This is a genomic window from Micromonospora sp. NBC_00858, assembly GCF_045207365.1.
Lineage (GTDB): Bacteria > Actinomycetota > Actinomycetes > Mycobacteriales > Micromonosporaceae > Micromonospora.
On sequence record NZ_CP108828.1, the window covers coordinates 5,130,582 to 5,153,389 of the forward strand.

Consider the following 22,808-nt stretch of genomic DNA (forward strand, 5'->3'; position numbering starts at 1 on the left):
CGGCCACCCGCGACCGCCCCCGGGGTCGGTCAGAAGTGGTACGCGGTCTCGTACTCGGGTACCAGCACCCGGCTGCGCGGCGAGATCCGACGCACCGCGGCGATCATGTCGTCCAACCGCTGGCGGTCGGCCGGGGCGACGACCGGCGGATTCTGCAACCCGGTCTCGAAGTTGTCCCAGTGCACCGGCACCACGACCTTCGGGTAGTCCAGACCGGCCAGCAGCCGGGGCAGGTAGTCGCCCGTGGTGGTGGCGTTCTGCAGTGCCACCATGGCCACGTCCGGCGCCAGGCCGGTGAGGTTGCGCTCCGCGACGTCGCTGGCCCCGGTGAAGTAGACCGACGGGCCGCCATCGACCCGCAGCAGGTAGCCCAGCGTGTCCCCCTCCGGCAGGTCGGCGATGGTCGCCGGCTGCGCCGGCTGGCTCACCCGCACCCCCGGAAAGGCCAGCGAGTACGAGGGGTTACGGCTGTGCAGCGAGCCGACCACCTCGACGGTGTGATCGCCGAAGTCCAGCACCTCCCCGCCCTTCACCGGGCTGAGCTGCGTCGACGGCACCCCGTAGGCCAACCCCAGGTGGTACGCGGTCAGCGTGCCGAACACCCGCGCGCCGGTGCGGCCGGCGATGTACGGCACGTCCATGAAGTGGTCCCAGTGGGTGTGCGTGACCAGCACCGTCGTGGCCCGGTCGACCCGCGGGTCGATCACGTCGGTGCGCACGGTCAACGCGGTGGCCGGCTTGAACGCGCCGGTGAACAGCCCGGTGTCGATCCGGCTGAGGAACGGGTCGACCAGCACCGTCCGGTCCCTGATGTCGATGCGCCAGCCGGCCGTACCCCACCAGCGGAAGCTGACCGCGCCGCTGCGGCGGTTGGTCGGCGCGGGGTCGGCGACCGGCGGCGCGGCCTGGGCCGGGGCGGCGGAGGTGGCGGCGAGGCCGCCGGCGGAGACGAGGGCGGTGGTGGCGGCGGCGTCGCGGAGGAAGCGACGGCGGTCGAGACTGGGCATGAAGGATCTACTCCCCGTGGTCGGGCGGTTGGTCGCCACGAGCCAATCAGCGCCACTCGACGCAGGTCCAAGATCCAACACCACCCGCACCGATACGCACCCGCATATCGGGCCGGCTCAGGGACGGTGCGGCGAGGCTCGGACGAGCGAGAAATCAATCGCCGCGCAGCGCCTCGACGGCTGTCCGAGCGGCGTGCCCCATCGCCAGGTCCACGTCGATCCGGCGCGGGGTCAGCCGGTCGGCACGGGCGAAGACGGCGATGGCGTACCGGCCGCCGTCCGGATACTCGGCGACGCCGGCCTCCAGGTGCAGGCCGGGCAGGGTGCCGGTCTTGCCGGACACCCGCACGCCGGGCGGGAACCCGGCGGCCAGCCGGGTCCAGAAGATCTGCCGGGCCATCCAGGTGCGGACCATCGCGCAGGCCTCCGCCGGGCCGGCCTCGTCGCGCCAGATCAGGGTGAGCAGCCGGGTGATCTCCCGGGCGGTGCTGGACGTGGTGCGCGCCGGGTCGAAGACCCGCATGGCCCAGACCCGGTCGTCCGGCAGGGTGGGGAAGATCCGGGCGAACTCCGCCTCGGTCCGCGCGCCCACGTCGGCGAGCATCCCCTCGACCAGGTCCCGGGGGCCGCCTCGGACGCGGGTGCGCGTCAGCCCCAGCTCGGCGGCGAGCATCGGCAGCAGGTCCGGGCCGACCCGGCGCAGCAGCAGGTCGGCGGCGGTGTTGTCGGTGACCGACATGGCGAAGTACGCCAGGTCACGCAGTGACACCTCGGCGTCGTCGGTGCAGCCGGCCAGCCCCCACCCGCCGAGCCGGTCGGCGGCGGTGACCAGGACCCGTTCGGTCGGGTCCAGTTGACCGGCGACGACCTGCCGGGCGAACTCCAGCACCAGCAGGATCTTGAAGATCGAGGCGATCACCACCTGCTCGTCGGCGCGCACCCCGACCTCTCCACGGCTGCCGGCCGCACCGCTGGTGGACCCGGCGGTCAGGTCCACGGCGTCCAGGTCGACGGCGTGCAGGCTGGCGGTCACGCCCGCACTGGCGAAGATGACCTCGATGCGCTCCCCCACGTCCACCCCGGAACGGTATCCAGCAGCACGATGCCGGCGCTGGCGTAGGGTCCGGCCGTGGACCTGCTCCGGCATTTGCGGCACTTCGTGGTGGTAGCCCACGAGCTGCACTTCGGGCGTGCCGCGGAGCAACTCGGGATGGCCCAGCCGCCACTGAGCCAGTCGATCCAGCGACTGGAACGGGAGCTGACCGTCGAGCTGTTCGACCGGTCCCGCCGCCAGGTGCGGCTCACCACCGCCGGTGAGCTGCTGCTCGGCGAGGCCGAGGAGCTGCTCGCCGGTGAGGGTCGGCTGCGCAACCTGATGGGGCAGGTCCGCGCGGGTGAGCTGGGTGTCCTGCGGGCCGGGGTGCCACCGGAGACGCCCGCCGTGACGCTGCGCGCGCTGCTGGACGAACTCACCGCCCGGGCACCCGGGCTGGACGTGGAGCTGCACGAGCTGACCACCGGCGAGCAGGTGCGGATGCTCACCGAACGGAACCTGGACGTGGGGCTGGTGCATCACCCGGTGGCGGCGGACGGGCTGCGCTTCGGCACCCCGGTCGACGTACCGCTGGGGGTGCTGTTGCCGCGCACCTCGCCGCTGGCCCGCGACCGGGAGGTGACGCTCGCCGCGCTGGCCGGCCTCGACCTGGTGGCCGCGCCCCGGGCCACCGCACCCGGCTGGCACGACCACCTGCTGGCGGTGTGCCGACGGCACGGCTACCGGCCGGCCCGGGTCCGGCCGGCGCGTAACCCGGAGTTCCTCTTCGGGCTGGTGCTGGCCGGTGGCGCGGTGGCGGTGGAGCCAGCGACGGTGGCCCGTCGGGAGCCCCGGATCGCCTGGCGGCCGATCGCCGGCGCACCGCTGCCGAAACGCACCTCGGCGGCCTGGCCGGACCGCTCGGCGCACCCGGCGGCGCCGATGTTCGGGCAGCTCGCCGCCGAGGTGCTGGCCGGCGAGCCCACGCCGCCCACGCCGCCCGGCCCACCGTCGGTGCCGGCGGCGCGACCCTGGCCGGTGCTGTTCGACACGACCGGGTGAGCGGCCGGCACACGGCGTTGCGCTCGTCACCACGGGAGAAACGGTGAATCGACCTCCCGCTCGGGTATGGATGACAAGATCGACCTCCCGCTCGGGTATGGATGACAAGGTGGCGGACGTGGACGCGACTGCGCGCCCCGGATGCCTCGGACGAAGACGCGAAGGAGCCGCAGTGGCCAGCACGATTCCCGACATCAGCCTGAACGACGGCACCACCATTCCGCAGCTCGGCTTCGGGGTGTTCCAGATCGAGCCGAAGGACACCGTCGCCGCCGTGACCACGGCGCTGGAGGTGGGCTACCGGCACATCGACACCGCCGAGATGTACGGCAACGAGGCCGAGGTGGGCGAGGCCGTGCGCAGGTCCGGCCTCGACCGGGGCGCGGTCTACATCACCAGCAAGCTGAACAACGGCTTCCACCGCCCGGACGACGCCCGCAGGGCGTTCGACTCGACGTTGGCGGCGCTGAAGATGGACTACATCGACCTGTTCCTGATCCACTGGCCGCTGCCGACCCTGTACGACGGCGACTTCGTCTCCACCTGGAAGGTGCTGGAGGAGTTCCAGCGCGACGGCCGGGCCCGCTCGATCGGCGTGTCGAACTTCCAGGTGCCGCACCTGCAGCGGCTGGCCGCTGAGGCGGACGTGGTGCCGGCGGTGAACCAGATCGAGGCGCACCCGTACTTCGGCAACGAGGAGGTTCGCGCTTACGGCCGCGAGCACAACATCCTCACCGAGGCGTGGTCGCCGATCGCGCAGGGCATGGTGCTGGGCGACCCGACGGTGGTCGACATCGCCGAGCAGCTCGGCCGGACCCCGGCGCAGGTGGTGCTCCGCTGGCACGTGCAGCGCGGCGACATCATCTTCCCGAAGTCGGTCACCCCGAAGCGGATCGAGGAGAACATCCGGATCTTCGACTTCGAGCTGGACGACGCAGCGATGGAGCGGATCACCACGCTGAACAAGGGCGAGGCCGGCCGGCAGGGCGCGCACCCGGACACGTTCGCCTACCTGCCGGCGTAACACGCCGGCCGGCGACGGCGCACATAGAAAGGGGGCCCGGCCGGGCCCCCTTTCCGCGTGAAAGGACCGCGCCCGGCGATGTCGCTCCGCCGTACCATCCTGGCCCTGTTGTCGTTGCTGCTGCTCGTGCCGGCTGCCTGCTCCGCGAGCCGGGCCGCCGAGGCCCCCCGCTGGTCCGTGCCGGCGGTGTCGGCGTCACCGACCCCGCCGAAGCCGCGCCCGGCGCCGACCTCCGCCGCCGAGGTACGCAGCCGGGTGACGGGGGCGATGCTGGACCTGGACGCGGAGTTCCACCCGGAGACGGCGCAGTACACCGACGAGAACACCGACGCGTGGAAGCTGATCTCGTTGTGTAAGGCCAGCCTGCCGTCGGACCGTCAGCGCACCGCCTACCGCGAGCGGAGCTGGGACGGCGAGACCGTGTGGGTCCGGCAGTACGTGGTTGGCTACCTGAAGGTCCCCGGCCGCAAGCTCGCCGACGAGCTGCGGTCCGTCCTCGCGACGTGCAAGCAGTACGAGGTGCCCAACGACGGGCGTACCTCGACGATCGTGCGGCCCTCGCCCCCGCCGGTCCCGAACGGCCCGGACGTGATCACCTTCTGCGAGCGGCTGAAGGGGGAGGCGACCCGGCACCAGTGCACGCTCATCCTGGTACGCGGCAACTTCGTCATGGAGGTGGACGCCTCGGCGAGCGACGGCGACCTGGCGGCCGGCACCGCCCTGATCGCGAAGATCGCCCCGCTCGCGACGGCCGCCCTGGAGAAGATCGCCTGAACGCCGCCGTGGGGCGGGCGCCGCTGCTGCCGCGCCCGCCCCTCCCCCCGGATGGCGACCCCCCTGGTCAGATCCGGCCGACGGAATCCTGGTTCTGCAGCACCAGCCATCGGCCGTGCTGGTAGGTGTAGCTCACCCCGATCAGCAGCGGCACCCGGGTGCCGCTGGCCGGCACCGCGTAGACGGAGTCGAACAGCACGAAGCCGGTGCGGCAGCCCGCCACGGTCTGCTTCGCGACGCTGAACGACTGGGTCCAGGAGTCGTCGGCGAAGAACCCGCGCAGCCAGTCGACGGTGGCCCGCTTGCCGTCGAGCACCTCCCCGTCGGAGGCGAAGACGGAGGTGACGTCGGGGTGCAGCAGCGCGGCGAAGCCGTCCAGGTCGCGCCGGGCGGTGGTGTCCACGTACGCCCGGACGGCCCGGTCGAAGGAGCGCTCGCAGCCCCGGGCGGCCGCGTCGCCGGTAGTGGTGTCGCCTGGGCCGGGGGTGGCGGCCGACACCGCGGCGGGAGCCGCGGCGAGCAGGCCGGCGGTGAGCCCGACCAGGGCGATCGTGCGGCCGAGCCGGCCGGCGGGACGGGCGGAGGCAGGTGGGAGCATCGGGTTCTCCTCAGGACGAGTGGCTCTGCCGTCGCAGCCAACCCGGCCCGCCGCTCCGCCGGGTAGTGATTCGAACCAGCTCGAATGCGGACCGCGCATCGACGCCACCGCTTGTACGATCCGCGCTGTGATGGTCGCGCATCTGGACGGCCCGAGCCTCGCCCGGCTCCGGTTGGCGATCTCGCCGGCCTCGGAGGTGACGTCCTGGATGCGGGCCGCGCTCTCCCGGTTCGGGCATCCGGTGCACGGCGATCCCGGGCCGGCCGCCCGCGCCGCGCTGCGGCACCCCGACGTGGCCCTGGTCGCGGCGCTGGTGACGCCACCCGGCCGGCTCGGCTACACGCCTGACCTGCTCACGCCGAAGCCGCCGCTGGGCCCGCTCGACGCGGTCTTCGACCGGCAGTTGGCGGCCATGGCGGCGACCCCGGACGACGAGGTGACAATCCAGGTGAACGCCCGGTTCCCGGCGGACGGGATGCCGGCGCGGGTCCGCGCGGCGGTCGAGGACGGCACCCTGGCCCGGCGGGTCACCGACGGGCTGCGGCACTTCTGGCTTGCCGCGCTCGCCGAGCAGTGGCCGGCGGTGCGGGCCATGCTGGAGGCCGAACTGGCCGTCCGAGCCACCGCGATGGCGACCGCCGGGGTGGGCAGCATGCTGAACAATCTGCACCCGAAGGTCGGCTGGACCGGCAGGTCGCTGACCATCGACAGCTCGTACCGGATCACCACCGCGCTGACCGGCGCGGAGCTGGTGCTCGCGCCGTCGGCGCTGGCCTGGCCGCAGGTGTCGACCCAGCTGTGCGACGAGGGCAACGCGGTGCTGGTCTACCCGCTCGGCGTGGGGCGGGCGGAGCAGCGCCGGGCGGGCCGGCTCGATGACCTGGTCGGTGCGAGCCGAGCGGCGATCCTGGCGGACCTGGACGTGCCCCGCTCCACCGGGCAGCTCAGCGAGCGGCACCGGCTGGCCCCGGCCACCGTCTCCTACCACCTGGGGGTGCTGCTGCGCTCCGGCCTGGTGGTGCGCAGCCGCGAGCGGCACAGCGTGCTCTACCGGCGATCCGCCCACGGGGACGGGCTGGTCGGCTGCCGGTCGGGTCAGGAACCGACGCGCTCAGCGAGCCGGCGGAACACCGCCTGGGTGGGCGAGCCGGGCTCGGGGACGTAGACGATCATCCGCTGGTCGGTCTCCTGCACGTGCAGTACCCGGCACTCGAACTCCAACGGCCCCAGCTCGGGGTGCGGCACCCGCTTGACGACGGGCCGGCGTTCGGCCACGTCGTGCTCGGCCCAGAGCTGGGCGAACCGGGGCGAGGTGCCGAGCAGCTCGGTGACCAACTGCTGGACCGCCCGGTCGCCGGGGTAGCGGCCATAGGCGGCGCGCAGGTCGGCGACCGAGGCGCGGACGAACCGAATCAGGTCGGGGTCGGTCCAGTACCTGTCCTCGGCGGGCCGGCGGAACATCCAGCGGATCATGTTGCGGTCCGTGGTGGGCACGGTCGCAAGATCCCCAACGAAGTACGTGGCCAGCCGGTTCCAGGCCAGCACGTGGTACGCCGCGTCGACCAGGTACGCCGGGGTCTCGGTCATCGCGTCGAGCAGGTGCCGCAGCCCAGGGGTCACCTCCCGGCTCGGCCCGGCCGTCAGTGGTGGGCTCTCCCCCGCCACCCGGAACAGGTACTCACGCTCGTCCCGGCTGAGCAGCAGCGCCCGGGCCAGCGCGGACAGCACCTGCCGGGACGGGTGCGGGCCACGGCCCTGCTCGATGCGGATGTAGTAGTCGACCGACATGCCGGCGAGCTGGGCAACCTCCTGCCGGCGCAGGCCGGGCGTGCGACGCCGGACCCCGTCGGGGAGGCCAACCTCGGCAGGACGCAGTCGGGCCCGGCGGCTGCGCAGGAACGCCGCCAGTTCGTCACGTCGCAGGCAGTTGCGGTCCATGTCCCCAAGCTTGCCTCAGCCACCGGCGGTGAGGGTGGTACCCCTGGTCCCAGCCTCAGCCGGTCTCTCCCGCCGGCCCGGCCCGGCGGGCAGTGTCCAGGGCATGACAACGAACATGATCGCCCTGATCACCGGGGCCAACAAGGGCATCGGCCTGGCCACCGCCCGACAGCTCGGCAACCTCGGGATGACCGTGCTGGTCGGCGCGCGGGACGCCGAGCGGGGTCGGGCAGCCGAGCGGGAGCTGCGCGACGGCGGTGCGGACGCCCGGTTCGTGCCCGTGGACGTCACCGACGCCGAATCGGTGTCGGCCGCAGCGAAGCTGGTCGAGGCCGAGTACGGCCGGCTGGACGTGCTGGTCAACAACGCCGGCATCGTGCTCGGCGACGGGCAGCGGGCGCTGCCCAGCGACACCACCGTGGCGACACTGCGTCGGGTGTACGAGACGAACGTCTTCGGGGTGGTGGCGATGACCAACGCGCTGCTGCCGCTGCTGCGCCGGGCACCGGCGGCCCGGATCGTCAACGTCTCCAGCGAGGTCGGCTCCATCGCGGTGATGACCGATCCGGCGGGCGCGCTGTTCGCCTTGACCTCGGTGCCGTATCCGTCGTCGAAGGCGGCGCTGAACATGATCACCGCGATGTACGCCAAGGAGCTGCGGGACACCCCGATCAAGGTGAACGCGGCGAACCCCGGTTACTGCGCCACCGACCTCAACGGAAACAGCGGCTTCCGGACGCCGGAGCAGGGCGCCGAGGTCAGCGTGCACCTGGCGACGCTGCCGGCGGACGGGCCCAGCGGGCTGCTGTGGGGCTTCCAGATGGACGCCGGCGGCGGGTACGGGGAGCTGCCCTGGTGACGGGTTGACCTCGAGTGCGCTCCAACCGGCAGGGTGGCGGGCGGGCGCCCACCGGTAGGGCGCACGAGAGGAGATCCCATGCGGTACCGCACGATCGGCACCGACCCGGCGACCCGGCGCGAGGTCAGCGTGCTCAGCCTCGGCGCGATGCTCTTCGGCAGCGCCACCGACGAGGCCACCTCGTACGCGATCCTCGACCGGTACGTCGAGGCCGGCGGCACCTTCATCGACACGTCGGACAACTACGCGTTCTGGGTGGACGGCGGCCAGGGCGGGCAGAGCGAGGAGCTGCTCGGCCGGTGGCGGCGCAGCCGGGGCGTCGGCGCCGAGATCGTCATCGCCACCAAGGTCGGCGGCCGTCCGCTGGCTCCGGGGACCAGCTACCTGGACAACGCCGAGGGCCTGTCGGCCAAGGTGATCCGCGAGTCGGCGGAGCGCAGTCGGGACCGGCTCGGCGTGGAGCGGCTGGACCTGCTCTACGCGCACATCGAGGACCGCGTGGTGCCGCTGACGGAGACCGTGGAGGGCTTCGCCGAGCTGGTCGCCGAAGGGACGGTGGGCCTGCTGGGGGCGAGCAACCACCGGGCCTGGCGGGTCGAGCGGGCCCGTGCGCTGGCCGCCGCCGCCGGCCTGCCGGGGTACGAGGTGCTCCAGTACCACCGCAGCTACCTGCCGAACCGGACCGACCTGGCCAGCGACCTGGACCCGGACGGCGAGCCCGGCGGCGTCAGCGGCGACCTGCTGAGCTACCTGCGCGCCGAGCCCGAGCTGACCCTGGTGGCGTACTCGCCGCTGCTCAAGGGGGCGTTCACCCGGGCGGACAAGCCGCTGAGCGCGGCGTACGACCTGCCGAGCGCGCCGCGCCGGCTGGCCGCGCTGCGGGAGGTGGCCGGGCAGACCGGTGCGACGGTCAACCAGGTGGTGCTCGCCTGGTTGCTGGGCGGCGACCTGCCGTCGATCCCGCTGGTGGGCGCCTCCTCGGTGGCTCAGCTCGACGAGAGCCTGGCGGCGGTGGACCTGGAGCTGACCGCTGAGCAGCGGCACCGCCTCGACACCACCTGGTGACCGTGCCCTCGCGGTGACCGCCCCGCCGGCGTCAGCCCTCGGCCGGTGGGGCGGTCAGGTCGAGCTGCCAGTCGTTGGCGCGCATCATGTGCCCCGGCGGGTACTCGAAACCGGTCTCGCCCAGCAGGGTGAAGCCGGCCTTGCGGCAGACCGCGTTCGAGGCGGGGTTGTCGACCGAGGGGTAGGCGTGCGCGTAGCGGCGGGTCCGCCGGGCGCGGGCCACGTCGACGACCGCGCGCACCGCGGCGGTGGCCAGCCCCTGCCCCCGGTACGCGGGCAGCACCGCCCAGCCCATCTCGTACACCGGCTGCTCACGCCACTCGCGGGCCCAGTAGCCGACGCTGCCCGCCCGCGCGCCGTCGGGCAGCACCAGGGTGAACATGCAGCCCTGCCCGCCCTCGGCGAAGTGCACGTAGCGGTCGTGCCGGGCGAGCACCTGCTCGTCGGTCTCCGGACCGCCGGTGTGTTTCCGCGTCTCCGGTGAGTTGAGCTGCCGCAGCAGGTCGAGGTCGGCCTCGTGCCACGGCTCGATGCGTACCTTTGCCATTCCTCAACTGTGTCGCAGCCGAGCGACCCGCAGGGTCGCCTGGGCAAGTCGGTCGACCCGGTCGGCAAAACCCGTGCGCGGCCCGTCCTTGGGCTCAGCGATGGGGGCCGGCGCTTCGACGGAGCTCCCGGCGTCGCGGTCGCCTGAGGGTGTGACCGACAGGTTCGCCTCGTCGATCAACGCACGGGCGCGATCCTCGACCTGCCGACGCTGCTGAGGCGACTCCCGGGCCTCCGCCCGGAGGGTCGACATGGTGAGTGACCAGGCCCGGTTGAGGCGCTGAGGATCGTCGAAGAGGCTTGTCTCCAACGGCGGCCCCGGGTCCACGTAACTGCTGGACGGCAGCACCCAGACGGCGTCGTCGACGAGATACCGATCCTCGGGCTGCCCCTCGGATTGTGGTGTGTCGGGTGTCGCCACAGGTCCTCCAGTCTCTCTCATCATCGCCATGCGAAGTCGCCAGCACCAAGGTCTTCGCGCCTTATCAGGTCATTGAAGTGCACGAGCTTGAGCGCGAACCGGTAGCTGATATAGGTCAGGTTCAACGCCGAGACGATACAGAGCGTGATCCAACGCCAGTCAGTGATTCCAACGAAGGTCAGCGGGTCGGCGATGCTCCCCCCGGCGATCGGTGCCGGTGCGTTCGGTGGCGGGGAGCTGAGATACAGCACAACCGCGATCACCGAGACCACCCCGCTGACGACGAGTGACAGACGCGCAAGCAGTGAACCACCGACCAGCGCGTCCTTGTCCGACGAGAGGCCGAACCACGAGGCGGCCACTGCCGGCAACGCGAGCATCAGGGCCGGCAGACCTCCCACTTGGGTGCCCTGCGGGCTGTTCAGGAGGTTGCCGGCAACCGCGAGCAGGAGGGTGGTGGCCAGGGCGGTGATCGCCGCGCGGCCACGGGCGCCGGGTGGGGTTTCTTTGAAGGTGGTGATCAGTTGCAGGTCTCGCAGTTTCGGCGCGGCCCGGGAATATCCCCGCATATAGACATGCACGAAGTTTTGCCCGCGCTTGCGACGAACTCGGAAATGGTGGTCGGTGACCCGGTCGTCGTCGGTCGCACTTCTCGTCTGGTCGAGCTCGTGCGCGCAGAGGTGCCTTTTGTTGTCGGGCTTCTTACCGGCCCGGTCCTCGTCGGCGGGGATCCCGACCGGTGCCCTGCCGCGCCACTGGCGAGTCAGCAGGACCCGGCAGTGCCGGCACTGCAGGTACTGCTTGATGACGTACTTGTTCGCCGGAGCGTTGACCCGCAGGTGGTAGCTCTCGGCGGTGAGCGCCAGCTCCACCGGTATCGCCACCTTGTCCGGCTTGAGACCGAGCCCGAGCCGGAGCAGCCCCCGCCAGCTCGTGGTCAGGGACGCCGGTACGAAGGTCCGCTCGTACTTGATCAGGAATCGCCCGCTGGACGCGTCAGCCGTGGAGACAACCGCGACGATCGGGTACGACCAGCTAAGGGCCGCGACGTATTTGCGGACGCGTTCCCGGCTGTCGTCGTCGGGAAATTTGATCTCCTCGAGAATGACGTCCAACCGTCGGTGCACCTGCCCGGTGTGCAGTGGCCCACGGGTCGCCACGATCTGAAGCATGGCCAGCTCGGCCGCGCGCACGGGCTCGTCCAGTGTCTTGGGCGGGGAAGGCGCATCCTTGGCGGCGAAGATCTCCATCAGGATGAGCCGAAGCCCCGCCGCAGCCAGCTTGGTGGTCTCCTCGTAGGAGAGCGTCGGCAACGAACTGCCGCCGGCCGACTGGAGCTGGAAGTTGTCCACCAGCTCGCCCTTTATCGGCTGCAGGATCGGGATGTAGAGAGCCCTTCCGCCGTCCTCGGCGTCGGGCAGCGCGAACGAGATCGACACCTGCTGCCTTACCGCCCGCTCGTCGAGGTCGACGGTTTCCGCCAGCCGAGAGCGGGAGCGGGCCGGGTCGACGATGAGCTCCACGAACATCGTGATCGCCTTGCGGTCCTGCTCGCTGAGGCGCTCGGCCGCCGACGCCTGTAGGCGCTGCAACCACGGGACGTCGGGTTGTCCCGGGCGCTGCGCCACGGTCTTCTCCTCGCCCAGACGCTGCCGCAACCTCGAGAAGATCACCCCGCCGAGGATGAGCGCCGCCGCCAGGCAGAGGGTTCGTGCGAGGCCCTCCAGCAGGTTGCCGTTGCGGACGAACCATTCGCCGTACGCATCGAGGCGGTGACGGAGCCAACCTGTGCCGCCTGCGGCGGTGACAAGAACGGCGGCCGCCCCGGCGAAGGCAATGTTCATCATCATCTTTCGTACGGAGTGCGGCTCGTCCATGACCATCACGCTCCCCGCCTTGCGACAGCGATGAGTACCCGAGGGGGTACACGCTGCTACAGCACCACGAACCATGTCGAAGTCCCGACCAAATAGGACAGCTCGCAATGTTTAGGAAGAGACTCGTGTGACGGAGAACACTGTGACCTGCCGTTGTGGGTACGCGCGCTAAATGCCGACAGATCTACACCGCTAATACTTGTTACCACACCGTGATGCGGCCTCACCGGAACGGTCACCCCTGCCTGCCCGCGCCGCCAGGAAACGTACAAACATCGGGCGTCGTAACTCAATGGAATGGCCGCAACACTGCCATCTGGCCGACTGGATGCACTGGTCAGAGGGCTGATACAGCCGGACGGCCAGCATCGGTCGTCGACTTCGGTTGGGGCATCAGGGCACCATTGGCGACAAGCAGTCCGCGCCCGCTAGATCGGATCTAGCGGGCCGCCGGACGTCCCCTCGCGCCTGACTGGTGAGAGTCCGGGAGCCGGGAGGGGAAACGATGACACCGCTCAGGATCGCCGTGATCGTCGGCAGCACCCGCGAGGGGCGGGCGGGAGACAGAGTCGCCCGCTGGTTCGTCGATCAGGCCGAGCGGCACGACGACCTCACGGTGACAGTCGTTGACCTCAGCGAGTACGACTTCCCGGCCAGCTATCCGGCCGAGCCGACCCCGTCCATCCGGGCGTTCGTCCGCGAGGTCGGCCGGGCGGACGCGTTCGTCGTGGTCACCCCCGAGTACAACCACAGCTTCCCGGCACCCTTGAAACAGGCGATCGACTACGCGTACGACGAGTGGCAGGCCAAACCGGTCGGCTTCGTGTCGTACGGCTGCCGGTCCACCGGCCTGCACGCGGTCGACCAACTGCGCACCGTCTTCACGGCGCTGCACGCGATGACGGTGCGCGACGTCGTCGGGATCGACCTGCTCGCCGGTGAACCGACGCCGCAGTGCACCGACGAGCTACGCCGGGACACCCGCGTCCTGCTCGACCAGCTCCGCTGGTGGGGTCTGGCGTTGCGCGACGGCCGCGCCGCCCGGCCGTACGCCTCCTGAAAACGTCTGACGAAAGGTAAGGATCATGAGTAGACGCACCACCGGCCTGGCCATCGAGGCCGAGGGGCTCACCCGCTCGTTCGGGGACACCCGGGCGCTGGCCGGCATCGACCTCCAGGTGCCCGCCGGCACCGTCTACGGGCTGCTCGGCCCCAACGGGGCGGGTAAGACCACCGCGGTCCGGGTGCTCGCGACGCTGCTGCGACCCGATGGCGGCAAGGCGCGGGTCTTCGGGCACGACGTGGTCACCGAGGCCGACGCCGTCCGCAGCCGGGTCAGCCTCACCGGCCAGTACGCCTCCGTCGACGAGGACCTGACCGGTACGGAGAACCTGGTGCTCCTCGCCCGCCTGCTCGGCCTGCGCAAGCCGGCAGCCCGCGACCGCGCGGCGGCCCTGCTCGCCGCGTTCGGCCTGACCGAGGCGAGCGACCGCCAGGTGAAGAAGTACTCGGGTGGGATGCGGCGGCGCATCGACATCGCCGCCAGCATCCTCAACACCCCCGACCTGCTCTTCCTCGACGAGCCGACGACCGGTCTCGACCCGCGCAGCCGCAACCAGGTGTGGGAGATCGTGCGGGCGGTGGTGGCACACGGCACCACGGTGCTGTTGACCACCCAGTACCTGGACGAGGCCGATCAGCTCGCCGGGCGGATCGCGGTCGTCGACCACGGCCGGGTGATCGCGGAGGGCACCCCGGGCGAGCTGAAGTCGTCGGTCGGCTCCGGCACCGTCCACCTGCGACTGCGGGACCCGGGGCAGCGGCCTGAGGCGGAGAAGGTGCTCCAGGCGGCACTCGGCGTACCGGTGCAGCTCGAAGCCGATCCGGTCGCGTTGGTTGCTCGGGTCGGCGAGGCCGGCAGCGACCTCGACGCCAGCGCGCAGGCCGCCCGCGCGCTTGGCGACCTGGCCCGCGCCGGCATCGTCGTCGACGACTTCTCCCTCGGCCAGCCCAGCCTGGACGAGGTCTTCCTGGCCCTGACCGACCACCCCGCCGTGCCCGCCGACGAGCGGGACGACCAGCTGGAGGCAGCCCGATGAGCGAGGCCACCACCACCACGACCGAACGGGCGCCGTCCGTCTACGTCCCGTCCGCCGAGGCGCTGGCGACCGTGCTCGCGCCCGGTGCACGACCCCCCCGGCCGAGCGCGCTGGGCGCGTCGCTGATCTTCGGCTGGCGGGCCATGCTGAAGATCAAGCACGTGCCGGAGCAGCTCTTCGACGTGACCGCGTTCCCGATCATCATGGTGCTGATGTTCACGTACCTGTTCGGCGGCGCCCTCGCCGACAGCCCGCGCGACTACCTGCAGTTCTTCCTGCCCGGCATCATGGTCACCAGCGTCGTGATGATCACCATGTACACCGGCGTCGGCCTCAACACCGACATCGAGAAGGGCATCTTCGACCGGTTCCGGACGCTGCCGGTCTGGCGGCCGGCCGCCCTGGTCGGCATGATCTTCGGCGACGTGCTGCGGTACATCCTCGCCTCCCTGGTGATCCTCGGCGTCGGGCTGGCGCTCGGGTTCCGTCCCGACGGTGGGGTGGGCGGCGTCGCCGCCGGGATCGGGCTGTTGGTGGTCTTCTCGTTCGCGTTCTCCTGGGTGTGGACGTTCTTCGGGCTGGTCCTGCGCAGCGAGAAGTCGGTGATGGGCGTCAGCATGATGGTGCTGTTCCCGTTGACGTTCCTGAGCAACGTCTTCGTCGAGCCGAGCACCATGCCCGGCTGGCTCCAGGCGTTCGTGAACGTCAACCCGGTGACGCAGCTGGTGGCCGCGGTGCGCGCGGCCATGTCCGGCTCGTCGGATGCGTCGGCCACGATGTGGTTGCTGGTGTGGAGCGTCGGGTTCGTGGTCGTCTTCGGCACGCTCACCATGTACCGCTACAACCGCCGCTGACCCTGCTCTGATCGACGGGCGCCGCCACCGACGTGGCGGCGCCCGTCGCCGGTCGTCTGACCACCGAGGTGTGTCCGCCGGCGTCAGACGACCGCCGGCACATCGGCGCGGGTAATGCCGTGCAGGCGGGCGGCGTCCTGGCTGGGAGGCGCGCCGAACTGGCGACGATATTCGCGGCTGAACTGCGACGGGCTCTCGTAACCGACGCGGATGCCCACCCCGGTGACGTCGTTGGGGTGTGTGGCGAGAAGGAGCCGCGCCTCCTGCAACCGAATCTGCTTCTGGAACTGGATCGGGCTCATGGCGGTCACGGCCTGGAAGTTGCGGTAGAACGCCGACACGCTCATCCCCGACAGCCGCGCCAGATCCTCCACCCGGAACGGCTGCGCATAGTGATCGCGGATCCACCGGACCGCCCGGGCGACGTGACTGAGGCTGCTGTCGGCCAGACCGAGTTGCCGGACGGCGGCACCCTGCTCGCCGGCGAGCAGCAGCCACAGGATCTCCCGTTTGATCAGGGGCGCGAGCACCCTGACGTCCCGCGGCCGGTCCAGCAGCCGAAGCAGTCGGATCACCGCGTCGCCGAGTTCGTCGGGAGCGTCGCTGACCACCATCCCCGACGGCGTCCCGCCGGTCAGGGGCGGGAGATCGCCCGGTGCCGCCTGCAACAGCAACTCCGCGACCGTGGCCGGGTGCAGCACCAGCCCGAACCCGAGAGCCGGCGAGTCGGCACTGGCTTGGGTGAAGTGGCCGGTGACCGGCAGATCGACCGACGCGACAAGGTACTGACCGGCGCGGTACTCGTACACGCGGTCGCCCAGCGCCATCTGTTTGGCGCCCTGGGCGATGAGTGCCAGCACGGTGCCCGACATCGACGTGGTCGGCGCGGTCTGGTGCTCGACCTTCGAAATCAGCACCCCGTCGATGGCGGTGCTCATGTCCGGCCGGGCGTGGCGGGCCAGCAACGCCCGCAGCTCTTCGAGGTCCACAGCCCGATTGAAGCACAAGGCCAATACTCGCCACAACAGGAGGATCAGGCAAGAAGCAGAGAGCATCTGTCTAACGTTTTCCCTGGTGGCGATGCTTCCATAGGAGTGTCAATTTCCCACGAGCTGATCGCAGCTCGATGATTCAGGAGACACTTCAATGACTGCCCAGCACGGGTTCCAGGCCACCATGACCGCCCAGCCGGGAAAGGCTGACGAGCTGATCACGCTGTTGCTCGACGCGCCGTCCCTGCCCCACGACGACTGCCTCGTCTTCCTGGTGTCCCGCTCGGCTTCCAACCCTGACGTCGTCCACGTCATCGAAGGCTGGACCAGCGCCGAGGCGCACAGCGCGTTCTTCGGCGGCGAGCAGGCGCAGGCCCTGGTCGCGAAGCTTCAGCCGCTGCTGGCCGGCGAGTCGACGTACACCGACGCGGTGCCGGTTGGCGGCAAGGCGACCTTCTGAACCGGCGACCATACCCATCACCCCGACCCTGATCAGCGAGAGGACCCTGATGAACACCCCCCGACCGGGCATCGACCCCGAGTTGCTCGTGCCCCTGGCCGAGCTGCCGCCCATGCCGCCCCTAGGCCCCGAGACGATCGAGCAGCTGCGCCACTTCCCCCAACCGCCGATCGAGACCCACCTGGAAGGCCGCGCGGTGAAGCGGCGCGAGGTCACCGTCCCGGCCGGTGACGGGGTTCAGATCCCGCTGTCCATCTTCAGCCCCACCGATCGTGCTGCTGGAGCGCCCTGCGTCTACTGGATCCACGGCGGCGGGATGATGTGGGGCGACCGCTTCTCGAACATCGACGTCCCGCTGGAATGGCTCGACCTGTTCGGCGCCGTCGTGGTCTCCGTGGATTACCGGCTGGCCCCGGAAGCAACTGGCGAGACGCTGGTCGACGACTGCTACCAGGGCCTGCTCTGGGTGGCCGAGAACGCCGCGGACCTCGACATCGACCCCGCCCGCATCGTCGTAGCCGGTGCCAGCGCCGGAGGTGGCCTCGCGGCAGGGGTGACGCTCATGGCTCGCGACCTCGGCACCCCGGTCATCGCCGCCCAGTTGCTGTCGTGCCCCATGCTCGACCACCGCAACACCACCACCTCCAGCCGTCAGTACAGCGGGCTGGACGGCGTGTGGACCCGGGAGATGAACGAATTCGGCTGGCGCAGCGTCCTTGGTGAGCACCCCGGCGAGAACGTCTCCGCGTACGTCTCACCCGCACTGGCGGACGACCTGTCCGCCCTGCCGACCACCTACATCGACGCCGGGACCGCCGAGGTCTTCCGCGACGAGGACGTCACCTACGCGACCCGGATCTGGGCCGCCGGCGGCCAGGCGGAGTTGCACCTGTGGGCCGGTGGCTTCCACGGATTCTCGGCGCTGTTCCCGCATGTCCGCGTCTCGGCCGCGGCCCGGCGCACCCAGACCGACTGGCTCGCCCGGGTCCTGGACCCCAGCCCTGACAAGGACTGAGCCGGACCCACGGCCGGCGCCGATCGGGCATCGCGCCGGCCGTGGATACCCGCGTCAGTCGCGGCATCCCGGCCCTCGGATGGCCGGGTCCATGCCGCACGGTCTTCAGAGCCGCCAGCGCAGCGGCTGGGTCGGCAGGTAGCGGCAGGTGCTGCCGGTCGAGACGGCCTCGCGCAGGTGGCTGGCGAGCGCCGGGTGCCGCTCGTCGAGCTTGCGCAGCGCGTCCCGGATCCGCGCGGTGACCGTCTTGCGCGCCCGCTCGGCCTCGTCGCCCAGCCGCCGACTCCGGCCGGCCAGCCCGGCAGCCGCACGCAGCTCGTCGAGCAGCGCGCCGCGCTCGGCGTCCAACTCGGCCACCTTCCGGTCGTCGTCGCGCACGGCAGCCCGGTCGATCTCCTCGTCGAGGCGCGCCAGGTGCCGTCGGTAGCGGGCCTTCGCCTCGTCGTCGAGGACCGGGTCGCCACCCATCCGGCGGGCGGCGACCAACTCCGGCCCGGCCGCCGGGTCGAGCAGTTCGACCGCCGGTACGTCACTGCCGGGCCGGCTCAGCAGCAGGTGCAGGTCGTGCAGCCCCTTGGCGTCGGGCAGGTGTACGACGGCACCGGCGTAGGCGAGTTGCCAGACCGGCCCGTCGCGGCGGAACTCGTACTCCTCTACCGGCGCTCCGGCCGGCGGGACCTGGCGCGACCCGATGGCCTGGCCTGACCCGGCGGCCTGGTCCGGCTTGACGACCTGGCGCGGCGCGACGGCCTGGCCCGACGCGATGACCTGGCCCGACGCGATGACCTGGCCTGGCTTGGCAGCGCCGGTGGGTGCCGGGCCGCCGAGCCGGTCGAGCACCTGCGCCATGTCGAGGGCGGTGGCGTCCCGGGCGGTGGCCGCGCGCAGTGCGGCCACCGTCGCGGCGTCGCCCGGCTGGTCGCGGCTGGCCAGTGCGGTCGCCAGCTCGGCGCTGGCAATGAGCGACCAGGGCCGGGAGCCCATCCGGTTGGCCGCGTCGCGGGCTGCCATGAAACCGGCGATGGCGTCGTCCCAGCGCTCCTGTGCGGCGTCGACCACCGCCAGCCAGTGGTCGACGGGGCCGCTGATGTCGCAGCCGAAGAGCCCCACCGTCCACTGTCCACGGTGGGGGGTCAGCGCCGCTCGTGCGTCGTCGCAGCGCTGCGGGTCGCGCGACGCCGCGGCGGCCTGCGCGCGCAGCCGCAGCCACAGCGGCGACACCGGACGCGGGTACCGGATGCCGGCGGCCTCGATGCCGGCGGTCAGTCGGACCGCCGCCTCGTCGTCACCACGCTCCGCCGCGGTGATCGCCAGCAGCAGATCCCGATAGGGGTAGTCGGTGGGACCCAACCCGTTCAGCAGCGTGGCGGCCTCGTCGAACCGGCCCTGCAGCAGTAGCCGGGACCAGAGCACGTGATGGCCCATGAACGCGAACTCGGCGTGGCCCGGGTCGGCCAGGTCGGTGAGAATGGCGAAACGCTCATCGGCCTCGGCGAAGTCACCCCGGAACGCCGCGATGATCCCACCGTCGACGGCTGCCGCCACCCGAGGTCGGGCCAGGTCGTCCTGCTCGCCGGCGGTGACGAAGGAGGTGAACTCCTCGGCGAAGCAGGGGTCGCCGAGCTCCAGCAGCGCCACCCAGCGCAGCGAGGTGGCCCACAGCTCGGTCTCCCGGTCGCCGGTGCGGCGGGCCACGTCCCGGATCTCGGCGGTCAGCGCCGCCCGTGCACCGGCGGTGCCCAACCCCCAGGTGGTGTCATGGCGGGCCCACAGGCTGAAGGTGAGCGTCTCGTCGTCCCGGCCCCGGCGGGCGATCGTCTCGGTGGCGGTGATCAGGTCGGCGATCAACGTGCCGACCGACGCGGTGCCATCCGGCTCGCCGATCAGCCGCCGGTATGCCTCCCGCACCAGCTCCGCCGCCTCGACCGAGCGCCCAATCTCCACCTGTCGGGTGCGATGGATGGTGAGAGCGACGCGGGCCAGCAGGACCGGGTCGTCGAGCGTGCGGGCCAGCTTTGCGGCCTCGGCCAGGAACTGCCCGGCCTCCTCCCGGCCGGCGTGGTGGTAGCGCAGCTGACCGAACTCGACCAGGATCCGGACCCGCTGTGCCCGGTCCTCGACGACCTCCAGCGCCCGGCCGAAGTGCACCCCCGCCTCGTCGATGGCGAGCCGGGAGAACGCATGCCGTGCCGCGGCGACCAGCAGCTCAGTGACCCGGGCCCGGTCGAGCGCTGGGCCGGCCAGGTAGGCGTGGCGGGCCAGGTCGGCCGGGATCAGCCGCTCGGTGAGCTCCGCCAGAGCGTCGACCGCCCGGACGACGCCGGCATGCCGGGCCCGACGGTCCTCCTCGGTGAGCCCGTCGTAGAGCGTCTCCCGGACCAGGTCATGGGCGAAGGCGAAGCGGCCGCCGCCCCGGGCGACCACCAGTCGGGCGGTCACCGCCCGATCGAGCAGCCGGTCCACCTGGGCGGCCGGCGCCGCCACGCTGGCCGCCAGGACCTGACGGTGAAACTCCCGGCCCAACACGGCGGCGACGGTGAGCGCCTCGACCACGGCCGGGGGCAACTGGGCCAGCCGACGCCGGACCGCCTCCCGTACGCCGGGTGCGATCGTGCCGCCCGCACCGTCGGCGCGCCACAACCGGGCGGTCTGCTCGATGAAGAACGGATTGCCCCCGGTACGGCGGTGCACCTCGTCGACCAGACCGGCGTCGGGCTCCCGCCCGGCAGTACGGGCCATCAGCGCGGCCACCTCGTCCCGCGACAGGCCGGTGAGGGTGATGGTGGTCGCCTTCGTGACCAGCGGCATCAGCAGCGGACGCAGCGGGTGCTCGCCCGACTCGACCTCCGCGTCACGGTAGGTGCCGATCAGCAGCAGCCGTTCGAACCAGGTGTGCTGGGCGGCGAACCCCAGCAGCCGCAGCGAGGCCGGGTCGGCCCAGTGCAGGTCGTCGAGAACGACCACGACCGGCCGCTCCTGGGAGACCGCGACCAGCGCGGCGGTCACCGCGTCGTACAGGGCGAAAGCCTCGCGGTCGCCGATGTCCGCGCCCGTGTCAACGCCGGCCCAACTGGCGGTGCGGCCGACCTGCTCGCCGCTGGTGTCGGCCTCGCCGAGCAGGGCCGCGAGAGCCGGCTCCGCGGCCGGGCGCGCCACCGCCCAGTCGTCGGCGGAGCGTTGCAGGCCGCGCAGCACCTGCACCCACGGCCAGTAGCCGGGGGCGCTGTCGGAATCCCAGCAGGCGGCGCCGAGCACCAGCGCGCCGCGTTGCCGGGCCTCCCGGGCCGCCGCCGTGACCAGGGTCGTCTTGCCGATGCCCGGCTCGCCGGTGACCAGGACGAGACCGCCGTGGCTGGTAGCGGCCCGATCCAGCTCAGCGCGCAACAGACCCGCGGGATGATCCCGCCCGATGATGGCGTCGCCGAGCCGCGCGTCCATGGTTTCCAGACGGTACTGGAACCGTCTGACAGCGGTCGGCTGCTTTTCCTGGTCGTTGCTGAGGCCGCCGCCGGTGGTGACCCTGGTGGCCCCAGGCCCTTTGGAGTTGATGCCGTCAGGGTGCACTCCCCATCACTCCCTAACCTTCCCTATCGAGGTAGGGTAGGGAGTGATGAAGGACGACATGTACTCGGTAGAGCAGGTCGCCGACCGGCTCGACCTGCACGTGCGCACGGTGCGGGGCTACATCCGGGCCGGCCGGCTGAGGGCGGTGCGGATCGGCAAGCAGTACCGCATCGCCGCCAGCGACCTCGACGCGTTCACCGGGCAGACCCGCACCGCCACCACGACCGCCGGACCGGCGGAGGTGTCGAGCATCGTGCAGATCGACGGCGTCGACCGGGCCGCCGCCGACCGACTCGGCACGCTCATGCTCGCCAGCGCCAACACCGGCCACGACCCGGCGAACCCGCTACGGGTGCAGACCGTGCACGACGAGGAGCGGCACCGCTTGAAGATCATCATCCTGGGCGATCCCGCCGCCACCGCCGAGTTGCTGCATCTGCTCGACGCCGTACTCAACGCCGACAACGGCCTGTTCGACCGGGAGGTCAACGATGCCTGACGAGGTCCAGGAACGCGTCGGCGTGCAGGTGCTGGTCTGCGACCCGGCCGGCCCGCCGATAGCCACCGAGCAGGACGCGCTGGACCTGATCGGCGCGGCCTTCCTCGGCGCCCAGGTGGTGGCCATGCCGGCCAGCCGGTTCGACGAACGCTTCTTCTCGCTGGGCACCCGCTTCGCCGGCGAGGTGATGCAGAAGTTCGTGAACTACCGGCTGCGGCTGGCCGTGGTCGGCGACATCTCGGCTCACCTGGCGGAGAGCTCGGCGCTGCGCGCCCTGGTGCACGAGTCGAACCGGGCCGACCACATCTGGTTCGTCCCCGACCTCGACGCCCTCGACGCCCGCCTCCGCGCTGTGTCGTAGCCGCCTCAGCGGTTGTCGCCGACGGCCATCTCGACCGCGTCCGGTTCAATGCCTCTGGCCTGCGCCTGCTCGGCCGCCCAGCGCAGATACGCCAGCCATTCCTCGGACGACCAGCCGTTTCGGCGACCGACGCCGGCCTCGGCGGGGAGGTGGCTGGCGACCACGCGGTCGAGGATCAGCGGCTGCACACCGCCCACCCCTCGCCGGTAGCCGACGAAGTAGAGGACCTTCGTGAACAAGCCCGGCCCCAACCACGGCAGGCGAGCGTGGTTGGGGTCGCGGAAGCGTCGGTACGCCGTACGCAGCGCGTCCTCGTCCGGCGCCGACACTTCTTCAAGGGCGTGGGCCAGGCGCTGGCCGTCCGGATCGGCGTCGAGCGACTTGGCGGCGCGCCAGGGCCCGTACCCGATGGGTCCGTAGCCCCACATCAGCACGGCGGTCAGCAGTTGCCGAGGGCTTGCGGAACCCGCCCGGTAGGCATCGGCCACCGCGAAGACGTCGCGCCGCCAGACGTCGCCGCTCAATGGAAGGTTGTCAGGCCACGCGTCTGGTGGCAACGCTGCCCGCCACCGATCCGGATGGACGGTGATCGGAGCCTGCTCCCCCGGCAACGTCAATTCGCCGGCCATCGTCATGACTGTCTCCCTCGAATCGCGGAGCAGCCTGCGGCAGGCAGGCATCTCCGTCGCCCGAACGCTAGGGCTGGGCACTCCCACACGCTGACCGCTGACGCCATATCGGGGTATCGAGGGGCGTGCAC

23 protein-coding genes are annotated in these 22,808 nt (G+C 71.5%); 13 read left to right on the forward strand and 10 right to left on the reverse strand.

The features are described from left to right. Positions 1-29: 29 nt before the first annotated feature. Entirely contained in the window at positions 30-1,007 is a 978-nt protein-coding gene (locus tag OG990_RS23835) for an MBL fold metallo-hydrolase (RefSeq protein WP_406077211.1), read from the reverse strand. Between the two features lie 154 nt (positions 1,008-1,161). After that, on the reverse strand, positions 1,162-2,085 hold the full coding sequence (locus tag OG990_RS23840) for a serine hydrolase (protein ID WP_406077212.1): 924 nt from the start codon (positions 2,083-2,085) through the stop codon (positions 1,162-1,164). 51 nt (positions 2,086-2,136) lie between these two features. On the opposite strand from OG990_RS23840, the gene OG990_RS23845 reads away from it, so the two are divergent. From OG990_RS23845 to OG990_RS23855, 3 genes are all read left to right on the forward strand, one after another. Continuing rightward, the gene (locus OG990_RS23845; protein WP_406077213.1) at positions 2,137-3,102 is read left to right on the forward strand and encodes a LysR family transcriptional regulator; all 966 of its coding nucleotides are present in this window, start codon (positions 2,137-2,139) and stop codon (positions 3,100-3,102) included. Positions 3,103-3,274: 172 nt separating this feature from the next. Then, a complete protein-coding gene (locus OG990_RS23850) occupies positions 3,275-4,126 on the forward strand; it encodes an aldo/keto reductase (protein ID WP_406077214.1) in 852 nt (283 codons plus the stop codon). Positions 4,127-4,204: 78 nt separating this feature from the next. Continuing rightward, entirely contained in the window at positions 4,205-4,900 is a 696-nt protein-coding gene (locus OG990_RS23855) for a hypothetical protein (RefSeq protein WP_406077215.1), read from the forward strand. A gap of 67 nt (positions 4,901-4,967) precedes the next feature. Here the strand turns inward: OG990_RS23855 and OG990_RS23860 are convergent, their stop codons facing one another. Next, positions 4,968-5,498 (reverse strand): nuclear transport factor 2 family protein, encoded by a 531-nt coding sequence (locus OG990_RS23860; RefSeq protein WP_406077216.1) that lies wholly within the window; start codon positions 5,496-5,498, stop codon positions 4,968-4,970. Between the two features lie 130 nt (positions 5,499-5,628). Between OG990_RS23860 and OG990_RS23865 the strand changes: the two genes are divergently transcribed. Further along, positions 5,629-6,663 (forward strand): winged helix-turn-helix domain-containing protein, encoded by a 1,035-nt coding sequence (locus OG990_RS23865; protein WP_406081859.1) that lies wholly within the window; start codon positions 5,629-5,631, stop codon positions 6,661-6,663. Here the strand turns inward: OG990_RS23865 and OG990_RS23870 are convergent. Continuing rightward, the gene (locus tag OG990_RS23870; protein WP_406077217.1) at positions 6,594-7,436 is read right to left on the reverse strand and encodes a helix-turn-helix transcriptional regulator; all 843 of its coding nucleotides are present in this window, start codon (positions 7,434-7,436) and stop codon (positions 6,594-6,596) included. The two genes, OG990_RS23865 and OG990_RS23870, sit on opposite strands and share 70 nt — an antisense overlap. A gap of 103 nt (positions 7,437-7,539) precedes the next feature. Here OG990_RS23870 and OG990_RS23875 point away from each other — a divergent pair, with 103 nt between their 5' ends. Beyond that, positions 7,540-8,295: an SDR family oxidoreductase gene (locus OG990_RS23875; protein WP_406077218.1), complete on the forward strand. Its 756-nt coding sequence runs from the start codon at positions 7,540-7,542 to the stop codon at positions 8,293-8,295. Between the two features lie 78 nt (positions 8,296-8,373). Then, on the forward strand, positions 8,374-9,360 hold the full coding sequence (locus OG990_RS23880; protein WP_328424004.1) for an aldo/keto reductase: 987 nt from the start codon (positions 8,374-8,376) through the stop codon (positions 9,358-9,360). A gap of 31 nt (positions 9,361-9,391) precedes the next feature. On the opposite strand, the gene OG990_RS23885 is transcribed toward OG990_RS23880, so the two are convergent. The 3 genes from OG990_RS23885 to OG990_RS23895 are packed head-to-tail and all read right to left on the reverse strand — an operon-like array spanning position 9,392 to position 12,213. Beyond that, positions 9,392-9,907 carry a GNAT family N-acetyltransferase; N-acetyltransferase gene (locus tag OG990_RS23885; protein ID WP_406077219.1) on the reverse strand — a complete coding sequence of 172 codons (516 nt, stop codon included), beginning with the start codon at positions 9,905-9,907 and terminating at the stop codon, positions 9,392-9,394. 3 nt (positions 9,908-9,910) lie between these two features. Further along, complete coding sequence (locus OG990_RS23890) at positions 9,911-10,327, reverse strand: hypothetical protein (RefSeq protein ID WP_355612002.1); 417 nt, start codon at positions 10,325-10,327, stop codon at positions 9,911-9,913. 20 nt (positions 10,328-10,347) lie between these two features. After that, positions 10,348-12,213: a hypothetical protein gene (locus tag OG990_RS23895; RefSeq protein ID WP_406077220.1), complete on the reverse strand. Its 1,866-nt coding sequence runs from the start codon at positions 12,211-12,213 to the stop codon at positions 10,348-10,350. 496 nt (positions 12,214-12,709) lie between these two features. Here OG990_RS23895 and OG990_RS23900 point away from each other — a divergent pair, with 496 nt between their 5' ends. The 3 genes from OG990_RS23900 to OG990_RS23910 are packed head-to-tail and all read left to right on the forward strand — an operon-like array spanning position 12,710 to position 15,157. Then, complete coding sequence (locus tag OG990_RS23900) at positions 12,710-13,264, forward strand: NADPH-dependent FMN reductase (protein WP_406077221.1); 555 nt, start codon at positions 12,710-12,712, stop codon at positions 13,262-13,264. 25 nt (positions 13,265-13,289) lie between these two features. After that, complete coding sequence (locus OG990_RS23905; RefSeq protein ID WP_328423994.1) at positions 13,290-14,303, forward strand: ATP-binding cassette domain-containing protein; 1,014 nt, start codon at positions 13,290-13,292, stop codon at positions 14,301-14,303. Next, the gene (locus tag OG990_RS23910) at positions 14,300-15,157 is read left to right on the forward strand and encodes an ABC transporter permease (RefSeq protein WP_328423992.1); all 858 of its coding nucleotides are present in this window, start codon (positions 14,300-14,302) and stop codon (positions 15,155-15,157) included. Before OG990_RS23905 ends, OG990_RS23910 begins: the two co-directional genes overlap by 4 nt. Positions 15,158-15,240: 83 nt before the next feature. Here OG990_RS23910 and OG990_RS23915 read toward each other — a convergent pair whose 3' ends face one another. Then, positions 15,241-16,146 (reverse strand): AraC family transcriptional regulator N-terminal domain-containing protein, encoded by a 906-nt coding sequence (locus OG990_RS23915; RefSeq protein WP_406077222.1) that lies wholly within the window; start codon positions 16,144-16,146, stop codon positions 15,241-15,243. 157 nt (positions 16,147-16,303) lie between these two features. Here OG990_RS23915 and OG990_RS23920 point away from each other — a divergent pair, with 157 nt between their 5' ends. Together OG990_RS23920 and OG990_RS23925 are read left to right on the forward strand one after the other, a co-directional pair. Then, on the forward strand, positions 16,304-16,609 hold the full coding sequence (locus OG990_RS23920; protein ID WP_406077223.1) for a putative quinol monooxygenase: 306 nt from the start codon (positions 16,304-16,306) through the stop codon (positions 16,607-16,609). A 49-nt stretch (positions 16,610-16,658) separates the two neighbouring features. Continuing rightward, positions 16,659-17,624, forward strand: a complete 966-nt coding sequence (locus OG990_RS23925) for an alpha/beta hydrolase (RefSeq protein WP_406077224.1) — start codon at positions 16,659-16,661, stop codon at positions 17,622-17,624. Positions 17,625-17,729: 105 nt separating this feature from the next. Here the strand turns inward: OG990_RS23925 and OG990_RS23930 are convergent, their stop codons facing one another. Continuing rightward, entirely contained in the window at positions 17,730-21,062 is a 3,333-nt protein-coding gene (locus tag OG990_RS23930) for an ATP-binding protein (RefSeq protein WP_406077225.1), read from the reverse strand. Between the two features lie 172 nt (positions 21,063-21,234). Here OG990_RS23930 and OG990_RS23935 point away from each other — a divergent pair, with 172 nt between their 5' ends. Then, positions 21,235-21,687, forward strand: a complete 453-nt coding sequence (locus OG990_RS23935; RefSeq protein ID WP_406077226.1) for a helix-turn-helix domain-containing protein — start codon at positions 21,235-21,237, stop codon at positions 21,685-21,687. After that, positions 21,680-22,048, forward strand: coding sequence for a DUF4180 domain-containing protein (locus tag OG990_RS23940; protein ID WP_328423975.1), 369 nt, complete (start codon positions 21,680-21,682; stop codon positions 22,046-22,048). Before OG990_RS23935 ends, OG990_RS23940 begins: the two co-directional genes overlap by 8 nt. A gap of 5 nt (positions 22,049-22,053) precedes the next feature. Here OG990_RS23940 and OG990_RS23945 read toward each other — a convergent pair whose 3' ends face one another. Next, on the reverse strand, positions 22,054-22,683 hold the full coding sequence (locus OG990_RS23945; protein ID WP_406077227.1) for a hypothetical protein: 630 nt from the start codon (positions 22,681-22,683) through the stop codon (positions 22,054-22,056). Positions 22,684-22,808: the final 125 nt, after the last annotated feature.

Bases quoted from the DNA above. Each gene is read 5' to 3' on its own strand.
- OG990_RS23835 (WP_406077211.1), bottom strand. From the start codon at position 1,007: ATGCCCAGTCTCGACCGCCGTCGCTTCCTCCGCGACGCCGCCGCCACC.
- OG990_RS23855 (WP_406077215.1), top strand. From the start codon at position 4,205: ATGTCGCTCCGCCGTACCATCCTGGCCCTGTTGTCGTTGCTGCTGCTC.
- OG990_RS23860 (WP_406077216.1), bottom strand. From the start codon at position 5,498: ATGCTCCCACCTGCCTCCGCCCGTCCCGCCGGCCGGCTCGGCCGCACG.
- OG990_RS23865 (WP_406081859.1), top strand. From the start codon at position 5,629: ATGGTCGCGCATCTGGACGGCCCGAGCCTCGCCCGGCTCCGGTTGGCG.
- OG990_RS23870 (WP_406077217.1), bottom strand. From the start codon at position 7,436: ATGGACCGCAACTGCCTGCGACGTGACGAACTGGCGGCGTTCCTGCGC.
- OG990_RS23875 (WP_406077218.1), top strand. From the start codon at position 7,540: ATGACAACGAACATGATCGCCCTGATCACCGGGGCCAACAAGGGCATC.
- OG990_RS23880 (WP_328424004.1), top strand. From the start codon at position 8,374: ATGCGGTACCGCACGATCGGCACCGACCCGGCGACCCGGCGCGAGGTC.
- OG990_RS23885 (WP_406077219.1), bottom strand. From the start codon at position 9,907: ATGGCAAAGGTACGCATCGAGCCGTGGCACGAGGCCGACCTCGACCTG.
- OG990_RS23900 (WP_406077221.1), top strand. From the start codon at position 12,710: ATGACACCGCTCAGGATCGCCGTGATCGTCGGCAGCACCCGCGAGGGG.
- OG990_RS23905 (WP_328423994.1), top strand. From the start codon at position 13,290: ATGAGTAGACGCACCACCGGCCTGGCCATCGAGGCCGAGGGGCTCACC.
- OG990_RS23910 (WP_328423992.1), top strand. From the start codon at position 14,300: ATGAGCGAGGCCACCACCACCACGACCGAACGGGCGCCGTCCGTCTAC.
- OG990_RS23920 (WP_406077223.1), top strand. From the start codon at position 16,304: ATGACTGCCCAGCACGGGTTCCAGGCCACCATGACCGCCCAGCCGGGA.
- OG990_RS23925 (WP_406077224.1), top strand. From the start codon at position 16,659: ATGAACACCCCCCGACCGGGCATCGACCCCGAGTTGCTCGTGCCCCTG.
- OG990_RS23930 (WP_406077225.1), bottom strand. From the start codon at position 21,062: ATGGACGCGCGGCTCGGCGACGCCATCATCGGGCGGGATCATCCCGCG.
- OG990_RS23935 (WP_406077226.1), top strand. From the start codon at position 21,235: ATGAAGGACGACATGTACTCGGTAGAGCAGGTCGCCGACCGGCTCGAC.
- OG990_RS23940 (WP_328423975.1), top strand. From the start codon at position 21,680: ATGCCTGACGAGGTCCAGGAACGCGTCGGCGTGCAGGTGCTGGTCTGC.
- OG990_RS23945 (WP_406077227.1), bottom strand. From the start codon at position 22,683: ATGACGATGGCCGGCGAATTGACGTTGCCGGGGGAGCAGGCTCCGATC.